This window comes from Bradyrhizobium sp. 604_D8_N2_3 (genome assembly GCF_051810765.1).
In the GTDB taxonomy this organism is placed as follows: Bacteria; Pseudomonadota; Alphaproteobacteria; order Rhizobiales; family Xanthobacteraceae; genus Bradyrhizobium; species Bradyrhizobium barranii.
The window spans coordinates 3,820,873-3,835,063 of the sequence record NZ_JBPWPM010000001.1 but is presented as its reverse complement, the minus strand read 5'-3'; the positions used below and the strand labels follow the sequence as shown (position 1 = coordinate 3,835,063).

Here is a 14,191-nt window from a genome sequence, read left to right as displayed (position 1 = left end):
AATGCTCGAACTGTCTAGAACACAAGTGTCATTGCTTGTGCGCGCCTTTGTTGGCGGCTTTGCCCTGATCGCGATACTTTGGGGATGTTGGGCGCTCCCGCTGTTTTGGAATCAAGGCTTCGATGAATCGGTCGCGCGCGGAATAATTTCTGGTCGCGCGTTTCGGCCCGAAATCCTTTCACAGCTCAAGTCGGACCTTGATGCGATCGAGCAGTCGCCGTTCTGCAGAGCTTCCGCCACGAGAAGCGCAGCAATCATTCGACTGAGGATTGCCGAGCAGACGCTCTCGGTAGGCAAGCCCGAGACCATCGATCAGGAGTTCGATGCGCTGCGGAGTGCCCTCGTCACCACACTGTCCTGCTCGCCGGCCGACCCATTCTCATGGCTCGCACTCTTTTGGCTGAGCAACAACCAGATTGGGTTCAAGTCCGAAAACCTCCAGTACCTGCGTCTGTCTTACGAGCTTGGTCCTAGTGAAGGATGGATTGCGCTGAAGCGCAATCATATCGCATTTTCCGTTTTCGAGGCGTTGGATCCCGCGTTGGCGAGGACGGCGATCAGAGAATTTATTCAGATTTTGAATACCGGTCTCTACATGGAAGCCGTTGAGATATTCACCGGTCCAGCGTGGCGCGTTCGCGATCAGATATTGCCACTGCTAACCGAAGTTCCGATACGCAACCGCGAAATCTTCGCGGATGCACTTCGCAATCGGGGCTCCGAAGTCATTGTGCCGGGCGTATCCGACCGACGGCATCCTTGAACCTCACGCGGATCGATTTGACATGCGGAGACCAATTTGATTTCGCCCTCGACCCAAGATGATTCAATGCTCCGCAGCGGCGAAGGACGTAGTTTGCACCTGATTGAAGGACGACTTCGCGTCGCTGTTGCCACGCCGCTTGGTCTCGATGGGCGCGGTGGTATCGATCGCTTAAACGACAGCATATTTGAGACCATTGAGCAGCAACAACCGCACTTGAACGTTGAGGCAAGTCGCCTAGTCACGCGAGGTCAGCGCGGACTCATTGTGGCTCAATTTGTTTTCGCCATTGCTCTGTTGAAATTCGCGTGGCTGGTCCTCTTTCGACGAATTGACGTGCTGCACATACACCTATCGAACTGGGGAAGTAGCTATCGAAAGACGGTTATGGGGGCAGCAGCTCGTCTCTTGAGGGTTCCCTACGTGGTCCACTTGCACGGATCTGGATTTGACGAATTTCTGGCGGTTGCCCCAACCAGGTTGGCGAGAGCCGTTGACCTTCTCTTTCTGAAGAGTGTGCAGATCGTCGTACTGGGCGAGTATTGGGCTCACGCCGTTCTGATGCGTGTACCTCAGGTTCGCGACAAGATCACAGTTCTGCCCAATGCCACGAAGCTAAGTTCGAAACCGCAACTTCAAGCCCCTGATTCCCGGATAAGAATCACGTGCTTGGGGCAACTAGGCGAGCGCAAAGGTACCCCGCAGCTGATAGCTGCATTGCAGATGTTGTCGCAGAGACAGGACTGGACGGCAACGATTGCAGGCGACGGATCCGTTGAAGAAAGCCGCAGGGCTGTAGCGAAACACGGTCTCGTCGGCAGGGTGCTTATTCCGGGCTGGTTGAACTCTGAGCAAGCCGACGATCTTCTTTGCAAAACCGATATCCTGGCGCTCCCCTCGTACGCCGAAAACCTCCCCATGGTGATATTGGAAGCATTCGCCCACGGCGTGCCCGTGATATCTACCCCCGTTGGCGCAATTCCGGAAGTCATTGCCCCTGAACGAAACGGCTTCCTGGTGCCGGCGGGTGATGTGTCGGCCTTGAGCAGAGCGATCGAACGATTGATCGAAGATCCCGAGCTACGGTTGCGATTGGGAAGCACCGCTCGCGAAGATCAAGCTCAACGATACGAAATCAACTCCTACGTCGAGAAACTAACCGCCGTCTGGCGGAAAGCGTCCTTTATTCGCAAGTCCATGTGACCGCAACAACACCGAGAATAGTGGTCAACCGGCGGACTGCACAATTTTAGATTGCTCAGCAAGGCCGCCCTCCCCTTTGGCGTTAAATCCAAGCAAATCAAACCACGCATCTAAAGTCTATTTATCTTCCTCATTAAATATGCATTAAATCAGATATATAAATTGCAGATTTATATCTTGGGTGTTTTCGTGAATATTAATGTTGATGTGTCAGCGGCGAATTGCGTACCACTATCTCAGGCATTGCTGGTAGGCACTCCCGTCTCGACAATCAGTCTGGACCAACTCCTCGCTGCTTTTGAGACATGGACCCTGGACTCGCAGGACCGATATGTGGTCTTTCGCGATGTGCACGGCATCATCGCTGCGCGCAACAATGCTCAGTTGGATCTTGCTCACCAAACCGCCGATATTGTTGCACCTGATGGAATGCCGTTGGTTTGGGCCCTTCGAGCGGCGGGAGATGGTCCAGTGTATCGCGTCTGCGGCCCGGATGTGCTGCCCGCGGTCTGCCAGCACGGATTGTCGCGAGGCTGGCGTCACTATTTCTACGGAGGCGCCGAGGGCGTCGCAGATCTCCTTGCTGAAGCACTCGTCAAGAAATACCCCAACCTAAAGATTGCAGGAACGCAATGTCCACCTTTCCGGCCTCTCACCCCTGAGGAGGATGAGATCGCTTGCGCGAAAATCCGAGCTGCTGCGCCTGACTTCGTCTGGGTAGGACTTGGAACGCCAAAGCAAGAGATCTGGATGGGCCAAAACAAGGGGCGATGCGGTGGCGCAACTATGCTCGGCGTTGGTGCAGCGTTTGATTTCCACGCCAATCTGGTTCGGCGGGCGCCATCTTGGATGCAACGGAGTGGGCTGGAGTGGGCCTATCGCCTTTTCACCGAGCCAAAGAGGCTTTGGAAAAGATACCTGGTAATGGCGCCCATATTCGTGGTGTTGGCGGCGCACGAGATAATCAGAAGGCGATGGTAGTCAGGAAAGATCGGGGACCACGATCGCGCCATGCACAGCAAGCCAATGCTTTTTCTAAGGATCGCTCGTAGCCGGCTCGATAGCACCTGGGGCAACTTACAGGCTACAGCAGCCCGACAGACGTACACTCGCGCTGACCATTGAGAGCCCATGGCCTACGTCGAAACTCGCACAGCGCTCTGCGTCAACCGCAGATCCAAATCGTCAAGCGGATTTACGACGCCCAGTTGCATTGCGCTTGTTTGTGCTGATTAGAAAATCAACCAACTTCCGACCTGCCTTGAGATGAGGAACCAGCCACTTTGGTTGCTTACCGCGACCGGACCACGTCTCGGATGGGTCGTTGGGATTTTGGTACTTGGGAAGCACCGGCGGATACTTCCGGCGATCGTTGGCCTTCAGCGGCCTGCCTGAGATCCTAGGCTTTTCGATCTGGGCGCCGCCACTGAGCTTCGCGAGACGCTCTTCTAACCCCTGCTTTTCAAGCAAGATCCGGTCAGACAAAATACTGCAAACTTCCTCGTGAAGTTTCCAGAGTTCGTCGATAGATAGTGATTTCAAATCGAACGTGCTTGGCCGCATTTTTCGCTCACAATTGATGAAACAAACCTCGTTCCACCAAATCCCGTAATAGTGGTTCGATCTATTCCGGCAACGCACCAGAAGTTGCAGCGTTTCTACTGCCCGTCCACCTTATGTAAACAGCAGGCGATTCGGGCAATATTGCGCATGCGCGAATTGGAAATACTCTGCCGTTCGGAAATAAATTGGTAAAGTCTCTTCCTTGAATTGATCCGATCGCTTGGGCGAATGCTCTTGCTGCCTAAAATGTCCCCGCGCCCTGATTAAACCTTGCGCAATCAGTTGGCACCCAATGTAGCGCGGGAGTTGCCGGCACAACCGCATTCGGATTTCCGGATTTTTCGCTACAGCAATAGTCTATTTAAAGTATCCCGGCGACAACAATTAAATGGATCGATACCACTTCTTTGGAGTACCCCGTTCTCGCAGGTCTACAACGGTTGGCGTTCCGCTGCTGAGACGACATAACTTCGGCAAATATCTGCGACGACCCAAAGAACGGCGGTCTATCTTGCGAGCGCCAATTGAACGGTACCATGCTCCTCAGGCGAGAGGTGGCTGTCGGCTCGGGGTAAGGTTGACTTATTAGCTTAACGTATGGATTTAATTGCGTTGCCGCTCGAATATATTATCGGTCGGTGGGAGACAATTGCCACCTCTACTTCAACATTGGCAAAGCACGCAACTGCATATTTGGCTCGGCTTTACAGCCAGCTATCAGAAGAAAAGAAAACGGTTTGGAATCGCATGGAACACATTGATTTAGCTCAACAATTTCGAGAGTTGGTCGATTTGCGAAGGAGGGTCGGTGAAGCGGAAGCGAATAAACTCAGGCAATCTTCTCAATTGAGGCGCAACGTTCTTCAGAAGCCAAATCGGGGCCCTTCAAGACGCGTAAAACGGCCAAGCAGCCGTGTATCACGCTAGCGTGCCAGCAGATGATTACCGTAAAAACACGGGAATCAAAATCTTACAAGCGCTGCATTAAATTGAGAGCTACCCGGAAGAACGCTGCGCCAAGCAGGGGAGCCGAGGCTTAAGTCCGGCTACCCCAACCGCATGGCACGCCTATACTCCATTTAATTGCATTCGCTCATTTGAGAACCTCAGAATCGTGTGGCTGTTTATTGGCTTGTCGCTCACCTTACTGGTCTTCGTTGCAGCCGCTTTCGTCGTATACGTCGCGTTTAATCTTCCTGAAGATATCTATTTCGACGAGGATTAGAGAGGAGAGCAGCTACACGAAGCTGTTCACCTATCCAGCGCGCTACCTTCAGCAAACGCTGTCCTGGATTATTCGTCTCAGCTTTCCTGCGGTCGGCTGCACTTCCGTTGACGTTACCCTCCCCACGAGGTCACGTTTCGAGCCTTATCAGGGTCTGGCATTGGGATAGCCAAATCGGTCCTCTCCCAGCTCCGAAGACTGTGGCTTAAGGATAGAGCTTGCCGGGATTCATAATCCCGCTGGGATCGAGGGCGCCTTTGATCGCCTTCATCAGCGCCACGCCCTCACCGTGTTCGATCTCCATGTGGACGATCTTGTGCAACCCGACGCCGTGCTCGCCGGAGCAGGTGCCACCCATCCCGATCGCTCGCCGCGCGGTGCGGAATGCGAGCGCTTCGGCACGTTCGGTCTCATCGGCATCGTTGGGATCGAACAGAATGCCGAGATGAAAATTGCCGTCACCGACATGGCCGACGATCGGCGCGGTCAGACCGGAGGCGACGATATCCGCCTTGGTCTCGAGCAGGCAGGCCGGCAGCGCCGAGATCGGCACGCAGGCGTCGGTGCCCATGTTGTTCTTGCCGGGGCTCAGCGCCATCACCGCCTGATAGGAATTGTGGCGCGCCTTCCAGAGGCGATTGCGATCCTCGGCGCGCTCGGCGAACTGGAATTCGCCGCCACCGTGATCCACGGTGATCGCCTGCATCATCTCGACCTCCTCCCGCACGCCGGCCGGCGTACCGTGGAATTCGAGGAACAACGTCGGCGTCTCGACATAGTCGAGCTTCGAATAGCGGATCGCCGCGCGCATCTGCACCTCGTCGAGCAGCTCGATGCGCGCCATCTTAAGATTGGACTGAAGCGCCGCCACGACCGCCCCAACCGCTCCCTCTAGCGAGGCGAACTGACAAACCGCGGCGACGATCGTCTCCGGCAGGCCGTAGAGCTTGAGCTGGATTTCGGTGATGACGCCGAGCGTGCCTTCGCTGCCGACATAGAGGTGAGTGAGATCGAGGCCGGCGGAGGATTTTCGCGCCCGGCTGCCGGTGCGCACGATGCGGCCGTCGGGCGTGACGACGGTGAGGCCGAGAATGTTCTCGCGCATGGTGCCGTAGCGCACCGCATTGGTGCCGGATGCCCGCGTCGAGGCCATGCCGCCGATCGAGGCGTTGGCGCCGGGATCGACCGGAAAGAACAGGCCGGCGTCGCGAATGTGTGCGTTGAGGGCTTCGCGCGTAACTCCGGCCTGGACCCGGCAATCGAGGGAGTCCGGCGAGACGTCGAGGATCTTATCGAAGCGGCCCATATCCAAAGACACACCGCCGGCAAGCGCGGCAAGCTGGCCTTCGAGCGAGGACCCCGCGCCAAACGGCGTCACGGGAACGCGACGTTCGTTGCAGAGCGCGAGGACGAACGCGACCTCCTCGTTGGTTTCTGGGAAGACCACGAGATCGGGCACCCCAACTGCCGGCAGGCCCTCGCCATGGCTGTGCTGGTCGAGCACCGATTGAGTGACCGTGACCCGCGCACCAAGACGCTCGACGAGCCGCGTCCTGACCTCAGCAATGATCGCGGGCGCCGGGCGCGGCAGGGCATGGGCGTTCATGTCGGCCTCCTTTTTCTCCCTGCCCCCGTTTGCACGACGGTGGCGCGCGATTCAAGCCGCGACGGCGGTCAGCAGACGGGAAAAGGCGAGCATGCCGGGATCATCGAGCCCGACGGTGCGCTCGCCGAACATGCGGGCGCGGCCGAGCTTGTTAGGCCGGTCGCGGAATGTCGCGAGCGTTTCGCGGGCGGCATTCTGTGCGGCTTGAGAGGCCTCATCGCGAGTCTTGCACGCGTCGAGCGCAATTGCGACCGCGTCGATCATGTCGACCACGGTCTTGTCGCCTAGCTTCGCCCCGCCGCGCGCCATCATCTGATCGCGGACGGATGCGAGGAGGCCACCAAGCTCATCCCAGCCGATCTCGCCGCGTCCCTTGGTCGCCTTCGCAAGCGTCATCATCGCGACCGTCACCAGTGTTCCGAGGCTGGACCCAGTGCCGCTGGCACAGGCCTTGGCGCAGGCCTGGAAGACGTTGCTGATATCCGCCTCCTGATCAGGAATGGCGGCGGCAACGGCCTCGAACAGCCGGCGCAGCATCACGCCGGTGTCGCCGTCACCGATCTTGCCGTCGGCGGCGTTGAGGTCATCTTGCGCAAGCGCGGCCGCCTCCTTTGCGCGGATCGCCGCGTGGCGCAGTGTATTCGCCGTCATCGCCACGTCACACCCTCCAGAACGGGCAGGCGCAGGGCGCGCCCAGAAGCTTTTCGCGCTCGGCGTCGAGGTGGATCATGCTGATCGACAGGCCCGCCATCTCCATCGAGGTGACGTAATGCCCGACCAGCGGACGCATGATGGTCAGACCTTCCTTCTTCAGAAGCGCGGCGACGCGGCGATAGATGATGAACAATTCCTCCAGCGGCGTCGTGCCGAGGCTGTTCACCAGCACGGACACGCGCTCCGATTTGTGAGCGACGGGGTCGGCCAGCAGGCGCCGCACCATCTCGTCGGCGATCTCGTCCGCCGGCCGCAGCTTGTCACGCCAGATGCCGGGCTCGCCATGGATACCCATGCCCATCTCGATCTCGTCGGCGCCCAGCTCGAAGGTCGGCTTCGCCGCGCCGGGGATCTGGCAGGGCGAGAGCGCGACGCCGATGGTGCGGCAGGCATCGACAGCGGCTTGCGCGGTGGCCGTCACGTCCGCGAGACCCGCGCCGGTGTCGGCCTTCGCACCCGCGATCTTGTAGGCATAGATGATGCCGGCGACGCCGCGACGCTTGGCGCCATCCTTCGGCGCGGCCGAGGCGATGTCGTCGGTGCCACGCACGGTCGCGCTCTCGATGCCGTCCATCTCGACCATCTCGCCGGCGAGGTCGAAATTCATGCGGTCGCCGCCATAATTGCCGTAGAGCCGCAGCACGCCGCAGCCGCCGTCGGCGGCGCGGATCGCCTGGATGCAGGAATCGACGGAGGGACCTGCGAACACGTCGCCGATGGCGCAGGTATCGAGCAGGCCGTCGCCGACATAGCCGGTGAACAGCGGCAAATGACCGGAACCGCCACCGGAGACGATGCCGACCCTGCCTTTTTTCGCCCCACCGGAACGGCGAATGACGCGCCCCTCCTGCACCAGTGACGGATGGGCGGCGACAAGGCCCGCAAGCATCTCGTCGACGAAGGCGTCGGGCGAATTCATTAGTTTCTTCATTGCACAACTCCTGAGACGAATATCGGCACGACGATGCCGTGCCTGCCCGCGACCTCTCTTGCGATCGTGAGCACTGAATGCGGTCCAGTTATTCGGCGGCCTCGCCGTGGCCGAGATAGGCGCCCGTCAGGCGCGGATCGCACGCGACCTCGGCCGCGCTGCCCTCGGCGACGATACGGCCCGAGCTCAGCACGTAGCCGCGATGCGCGACCGACAGCGCCATGCGCGCGTTCTGCTCCACCAGCAGGATCGCCGTTCCCTGCCGGTTGACCTCGACCAGCTTGCCGAAGACCTGCTCAACCAGCAGCGGAGCCAGGCCCAGCGACGGTTCGTCGAGAAGCAACAAACGCGGACGGCTCATCAACGCGCGTGCGATCGCCAGCATCTGTTGCTCGCCGCCGGAGAGCGAGAAGGCGAGCGATGCCGACAGACGCCTCAGGTTGGGGAACAGCTCCAGCATTTCCTCGATCAGCCGAGCCAATTCGGAATGCGGCCGGCCATAGGCGCCGATCTTGAGATTCTCGATCACGGTTAGGCCACCGAACAGGCGGCGGCGTTCGGGCACGAGCGCGAGGCCCATACCGACGAGGCGCTCGGTCGGCTCCTTCGTCAATTCATGGCCGGCAAAACGCACCGAACCGGACGCCTGCGCAAGACGCGCGATCGCCTTCAACGTCGAGGACTTGCCGGCGCCGTTGTTGCCGAGCAGCGCCACGAACTCGCCGGTGCCGACGTTGAGCGAGACTTTGCGAACGGCTTCGATGTCACCGTAGCGGACGGTGAGATCGGCAACTTCGAGCAGCGGCGCGCCGGTGCCCTCGGCGGCACGGCCGACTTGCGTATGCAGCTCCGCCTCACGGTCGGCGCGGCCGAGATAGGCCTCGATCACGGCGTCGTTGCTCTGGATCTCCGCCGGCGATCCCTCGGCCAGAACCTTGCCGAAATTGAGCACGGTGATGCGGTCGGCGAGCGTCATCACCACCTCCATCTCGTGCTCGATCAGCAGGATGGTCATCCCGCGCGCATGCATCTGGCGGATCACCTCGATCAGCCGCGCCGTCTCGGCGTGGTTGAGGCCGCCATGCGGCTCGTCGAGCAGAACCAGGCGCGGCTCCAGCGCCAGCGCCTTAGCGATCTCGAGCAGCCGCCGCTGCCCCTGCGGCAATGACGCCGCACTGGTGTCGGCAACATCGGCCAGGCCGACGAACTGGATGATCTCTTCGACCCGGCATGCGTTCTCCCGGTCGAAGCGCCAGGGATGCGACCGGCCGTGCCGCGCGGCAAGCACGTTCTGGCGCACGGTCATCGAGGCGAACAGGCGGGTGTTCTGGAACGTGCGCGCGAGCCCCATCGCCGCGAGCTGATGCAGCGGCTTCGATGTCACCACAGCACCTTCGAAGCGGACCTCGCCTTCGGTTGGTATATAAATGCCGCTGATGATGTTGAACAGCGTGGTCTTGCCGGAGCCATTGGGCCCGATGACGGCGTGGATCGTCCCTTGCGTGACCGAAAGTGAGATGTCTTCGAGCGCGGTCAGGCCGCCGAAGCGTTTGGTGACCTCAGTGAGTTCAAGCAGCGCGTTCATGATGCGTCACATCCGATCGAGCATAGGATTTCTCGCGCCGGCGAAGGCTGCGGAAGGCAGAAAGGACCAGTCCGGAAAGCCCAGCGGGGAGGAACGTGATCACGAGGATCACCATCACGCCGAACACGGCGAAGTAATATTCCTGCATGAAACGCAGCAGCTCCGGCACGAAGGTGTAGAGGATCGCGCCAAGTACAGCGCCGAGCGGGCTGCCGAGGCCGCCGACCACGGCCATGGCGAGGTAGGAGAAGGTCGACTGCCAGGAGAAGACGTCGGGGCTGATATAGCCGCGCAGCAGCACGTAACAGATGCCGGCGAGCCCGCCATAGGCCGCCGAGATCACGAACAGCATGATCTTGAGCCGCGAGATATCGACACCGACCGCCTGCGCCGCGAGCGGATCGTCGCGCAGCGCGCGGATGCGCAGGCCGAGCGGACCGTTGGCGATCCAGACCTGGAGCAGATAGGCGATGGCGACCACGGCGAGCAGCACCCACAGCATCTTGTCGTTCTCGCCGGCAAGCCCGATGCCGGGGATCGCGGTGATGCCGTTGGCGCCGTTGGTGAGGCCTTCCCAGTTCACCAGCAGCCGTTCGACGATCAGCGCGAAGGCGAGTGTGCAGAGCGCGAGGTAGTGGCCCTTCAGGCGCAGGGTCGGCCAGCCAAGCGCCATCCCGACCGCGGCGGAGAGCGCGATCGCGCCGATCGCGGCAACAGGCACCGGCATGCCGGCGGCCTGGAGCAGTGTGAAGGCGTAAGCGCCGATGCCGAAGAAGGCGCATTGCGCCAGCGACATCTGGCCACCGAAGCCGAGAATGAAGTTGAGCCCGAGCACCAGCAGGATGTTGATCAGGGTCACGTCGGCGACCTGGAGATAGTAGACCGACAGGAACCGCGGCAGCAGCAGGCCGCAGAGGATCGCGGTCGCGATCACCAGGACGGCGAGCGTACGCATGGTCAATGAGTTTGCCTCGGCCGACATCATGGACGCTCCAGTTCGAGTTCGCCAAAGAGGCCCTGCGGGCGGAACATCAGCACCGCGATCAGCACGCCGAACGCGATGACGTCGATATATTCCGACGAGATGTAGAAGGATCCAGCCGACTCGATCACGCCGAAAGCCAGACCGCCGACCAGTGCGCCGGGGATCGAGCCGAAGCCGCCCAAAATGGTCGCGGCGAAGGCACGGAGCGACAGGTTCACGCCCATGTCGGACGAGACATAAGAGAGCGGTGCGATCAGCCAGCCTGCGAGTGCCGCAAGCATGGTGGCATAGGCGAAGATGAAGGCGATGATGCGCGCGGTGGGAATGCCCATCAGCCGCGCAGCTTCGGCGTCCTGCGCGGTGGCGCGCATCGCGCGGCCGAGCGCGGTGTGCTGGAACAACACGTGCTGGATCGCCATCATCGCCGCGAGCGCGGCCAAGATGACGAGATATTGCGCGTAGATCGTCGCGCCGAACAGGTGCACAGAGGTCGTGCCGAGGGGACCTGCGAAATTGAGCGGCTGCGGCCCCCAGACGATCACGGCGATGTTCTGCAGCGCCATGGACAGGCCGAGCGTCGCCACGATCGCCGACAATTGCGGCGCGTTGCGCAAGGGATGGTAGATGCCCCAGGCGAGCCCGGCGCCGAACAGGCCTAGGATCACCAGCATCGTCACGAGGTTGAGCCAGAGCGGCATGCCGAGACGGTTGGCGAGCCAGCCGACCGAGACGAACGCACCCAGCATCACGAGGTCGCCTTGCGCGAAATTGACCAGGGAGACCGCGTTCCAGATCAGCGTGTAGCCGAGCGCCACCAGCGCATAGGCGGCGCCGACCGCCAATCCCACCAGCACGATTTGAATGAACGTCTGCAACATCGCATGATCCCATCGCGGGTGTCGGCCGCCGGATGTCCGGCGGCGCGACAGGCACGTCAGCTGGTGATGACCTTGACGATCTCCGGCTTGCCGCCGGCGACCTTGGTGATGATGCCGGAATGGGTCATGTCGCCATTGTCGGTCCAGCCGTAGCGGGTGACGATGCCCTGGAAGTCGCGGATTCCAGTGAGCGCCTGCTGGATCGCTTCGCCCGAGATGGTGTCGGCGCGCTCCATTGCCGCAATGATCAGCTTGGCCGCATCGTGATAGACCGTGGCGTAGAGCTCCGGCTCGTCGCCGTGATAGGCGGCCGCATAGAGCTTCTTCCAGGCCTGCACGCGCTCGTCGGGATTGTCCTTGACGAATTCGCCGATCGCCATGCAGCCGTCGGCGCCTTCACCGGCAAGGCCAAGGAAGATCGGCTGCGAGAACGCGGTGTTGCCGGCGATGCCGAATTTCACGCCGAGCGTCTTGCTCTGCTTGGCGATCAGGCCGGCCGGCTGGTCGTCGGTCCAGACGATGATGCCATCGACATTGGCCTGCTGGAAGGCCAGGATCTGCGACGTAAAATCCTTGGTCGCATCGGTATGGGCCTGCACCAGCACCGGCTCGACATTGCGCTTGGTCAAGGACGCCTTGACCACGGCTATGCCGGACTGCCCGAACGCGGTGTTGACGTAGCCGAGCCCGATCTTCTTCCATTGCAGATCTTCGGTGACGTATTTGACCAGGAGATCCGCACCGATCGCGTCGTTGAGACGCACGCGAAACACCCAGGGGCTGCCCTGCTGGGTGACGACCGGACCGGTCGCGCCGGTCAGGGCCGGGATCTTGTATTTCCCGAGCAACGGCACGTTCGGCAGAATCCCGGGCGTGTAGTGCGGCCCGACCAGCGCCACCACCTCGTCCTGCGTCGCGAGCTTGGTGACGGCATTGGCCGCTGCGGTCGGATTCGGACCCAGATCATCGGCGATCCGCACCTCGATCATGCGGCCCTTGATCCCGCCCTTGTCGTTGACCTGCTTCACCGCAATGGCAACGCCGTTCTTCATCCACTGGCCGTTCTGGGCGAACTGGCCCGTCATCGGGCCGGAGATGCCGATACGGATGGGATCGGCCGCTTGTGCGCGGCCGAGGATGGCCGGCGTGGCGAGCGGCGCAAGCGCCATCGCCTTGATCAGACTGCGTCGTGAGACGTGCACGGGAGACACCATGGAACTTCCTCCGATGTTTTCGTTGGCCCCCGCCTCGATCGGGCGGGTGATTTTCGAAAGGTGGAATTGGCCTCAGGCGCCCGCGCGAAGCGGGCGGAGACCGAAGGTGCAGGCAGCCGAGAACAACGCCATCGCGGCCATGTAGAAGGCGACCCAGGAGGGCGAGCCATATGCGGCCAGCAGCGTCGTCGCGATCAGCGGCGACAGGCCGCCGCCGAGGATCGGACCGAGCTGCTGCACCAGCGACAGACCGCTGTAGCGGATGCGTGCGGGGAACAGCTCCGAGAAGTAGGCGCCTTGTGCACCGTAGACCGAGCCATGGCCGAGCGCGAGACCGAGCGCGATGGCGAGCCAGATCATGCCGGTATGCCCGGTGTTGAGCATCTGGAAGAACACCAGCGCTAACGCGGCCTGGAACAGCATGCCGCCGACATAGACCGCGCGCCGGCCGATCCGGTCCGACAGCGCACCAAAGAAGGGCAGCGTCAGGCATTCCAGCGCACAGCCGACGAGAACGCCGTTGAGGATGGTCTGGCTGGGCAGGCCGAGCTTGGTCTTGCAATAGGTGATGGCGAACACGGCATAGATGTTGAACAGCCCGCTCTCGGCGATCTTGGCGCCGATGCCGAACAGGATGTTGCCTGTATGATTACGCACGGCTTCGACCACCGGCACGCTGGCGGCACCCTCCTCGTTCAGCACGCGCTTGAACGCGGGCGTCTCGGAGATGCGGAAACGGATGAAGATGCCGATGCCGACAAGCACGATCGAGAACAGGAACGGAATCCGCCAGCCCCAGGCCAGAAAATCGCCCTCGCTCATCGAGGTCGACAGCAGGCCGAGCAGCGCGATCGGGATCAGGAAGCCGGCGGGCACGCCGACATGGACGAGCGAGGAGAAGAAGCCGCGGCGGTCTGCGGGCGCATGCTCGACGGTCATCGTCATGCCGCCTCCGTACTCGCCGCCGATGCCGATGCCCTGGAGCAGACGCAGTCCGATCAGGCAGATCGGCGCGAGTACGCCGACCTGCTCATAGGTCGGCATGAATCCGATCAGGAACGTACCCAATCCCATGATCAGGATGGTGAGGAGCAGCGCGGTCTTGCGGCCGACGCGATCGCCGAAATGGCCGAACAGCACGCCGCCGAGCGGCCGTGCGCAATAGCCGACGAAGAAGGTCGCAAAGGCCAGCAGCGAGCCGACCAGGGGATCAGTGCTCGGAAAGAAGATCTTGTTGAACACGAGCGCGGTCGCGGTCGCGTAGAGCGTGAAGTCGTAATATTCGATCATGTTGCCGATGGCGCTCGCCACCGCAACCTTGCGGATGTCGCTGGACTGCCGCGCCTTGGCGGCGGCGGACTGCTGATCCGCGACCCTGCCGGATCCGATCGACCCAACCATTTCGCTCATGACGTTACCTCCGGCTGCGGCAGGGGAAACACCCTGCGCGGACTTTTGTCCGTATTGCGGACATCATGAGCAGTGACTTATCCCACATGTCAAGAGGATTTTTCAGCCCGGCTT

General features: G+C 61.1%; 12 protein-coding genes. 3 read left to right on the top strand and 9 right to left on the bottom strand.

The annotated features are described in order from the left end of the window. The first annotated feature begins 1 nt into the window (after nucleotide 1). The 3 genes from AB7245_RS18005 (at nucleotide 2) to AB7245_RS17995 (ending at nucleotide 2,947) form a co-directional block, all read left to right on the top strand. A complete protein-coding gene (locus tag AB7245_RS18005; RefSeq protein ID WP_354237456.1) occupies nucleotides 2-763 on the top strand; it encodes a hypothetical protein in 762 nt (253 codons plus the stop codon). Nucleotides 764-829: 66 nt separating this feature from the next. Next, on the top strand, nucleotides 830-1,966 hold the full coding sequence (locus AB7245_RS18000; protein WP_354237457.1) for a glycosyltransferase family 4 protein: 1,137 nt from the start codon (nucleotides 830-832) through the stop codon (nucleotides 1,964-1,966). 162 nt (nucleotides 1,967-2,128) lie between these two features. After that, complete coding sequence (locus tag AB7245_RS17995) at nucleotides 2,129-2,947, top strand: WecB/TagA/CpsF family glycosyltransferase (RefSeq protein ID WP_354237458.1); 819 nt, start codon at nucleotides 2,129-2,131, stop codon at nucleotides 2,945-2,947. A 204-nt stretch (nucleotides 2,948-3,151) separates the two neighbouring features. Here the strand turns inward: AB7245_RS17995 and AB7245_RS17990 are convergent, their stop codons facing one another. The 9 genes from AB7245_RS17990 to AB7245_RS17950 form a co-directional block, all read right to left on the bottom strand. Beyond that, nucleotides 3,152-3,529 carry an H-NS histone family protein gene (locus tag AB7245_RS17990; RefSeq protein WP_084795188.1) on the bottom strand — a complete coding sequence of 126 codons (378 nt, stop codon included), beginning with the start codon at nucleotides 3,527-3,529 and terminating at the stop codon, nucleotides 3,152-3,154. Between the two features lie 1,430 nt (nucleotides 3,530-4,959). Next, on the bottom strand, nucleotides 4,960-6,360 hold the full coding sequence (locus tag AB7245_RS17985) for an FAD-binding oxidoreductase (RefSeq protein ID WP_354237459.1): 1,401 nt from the start codon (nucleotides 6,358-6,360) through the stop codon (nucleotides 4,960-4,962). A gap of 51 nt (nucleotides 6,361-6,411) precedes the next feature. Beyond that, nucleotides 6,412-7,011: a dihydroxyacetone kinase subunit L gene (locus AB7245_RS17980; RefSeq protein ID WP_354237837.1), complete on the bottom strand. Its 600-nt coding sequence runs from the start codon at nucleotides 7,009-7,011 to the stop codon at nucleotides 6,412-6,414. Between the two features lie 7 nt (nucleotides 7,012-7,018). After that, a complete protein-coding gene (locus tag AB7245_RS17975; RefSeq protein ID WP_354237460.1) occupies nucleotides 7,019-8,005 on the bottom strand; it encodes a dihydroxyacetone kinase subunit DhaK in 987 nt (328 codons plus the stop codon). A gap of 88 nt (nucleotides 8,006-8,093) precedes the next feature. Beyond that, nucleotides 8,094-9,590 (bottom strand): ATP-binding cassette domain-containing protein, encoded by a 1,497-nt coding sequence (locus tag AB7245_RS17970; RefSeq protein ID WP_354237461.1) that lies wholly within the window; start codon nucleotides 9,588-9,590, stop codon nucleotides 8,094-8,096. After that, entirely contained in the window at nucleotides 9,574-10,545 is a 972-nt protein-coding gene (locus AB7245_RS17965) for a branched-chain amino acid ABC transporter permease (protein ID WP_439035736.1), read from the bottom strand. Before AB7245_RS17965 ends, AB7245_RS17970 begins: the two co-directional genes overlap by 17 nt. Before the next feature lie 26 nt (nucleotides 10,546-10,571). Beyond that, nucleotides 10,572-11,453, bottom strand: a complete 882-nt coding sequence (locus AB7245_RS17960; protein WP_354237463.1) for a branched-chain amino acid ABC transporter permease — start codon at nucleotides 11,451-11,453, stop codon at nucleotides 10,572-10,574. A 56-nt stretch (nucleotides 11,454-11,509) separates the two neighbouring features. Further along, nucleotides 11,510-12,667, bottom strand: a complete 1,158-nt coding sequence (locus tag AB7245_RS17955; protein ID WP_439034529.1) for an ABC transporter substrate-binding protein — start codon at nucleotides 12,665-12,667, stop codon at nucleotides 11,510-11,512. A 72-nt stretch (nucleotides 12,668-12,739) separates the two neighbouring features. After that, the gene (locus AB7245_RS17950) at nucleotides 12,740-14,077 is read right to left on the bottom strand and encodes an MFS transporter (protein ID WP_354237465.1); all 1,338 of its coding nucleotides are present in this window, start codon (nucleotides 14,075-14,077) and stop codon (nucleotides 12,740-12,742) included. Nucleotides 14,078-14,191: the final 114 nt, after the last annotated feature.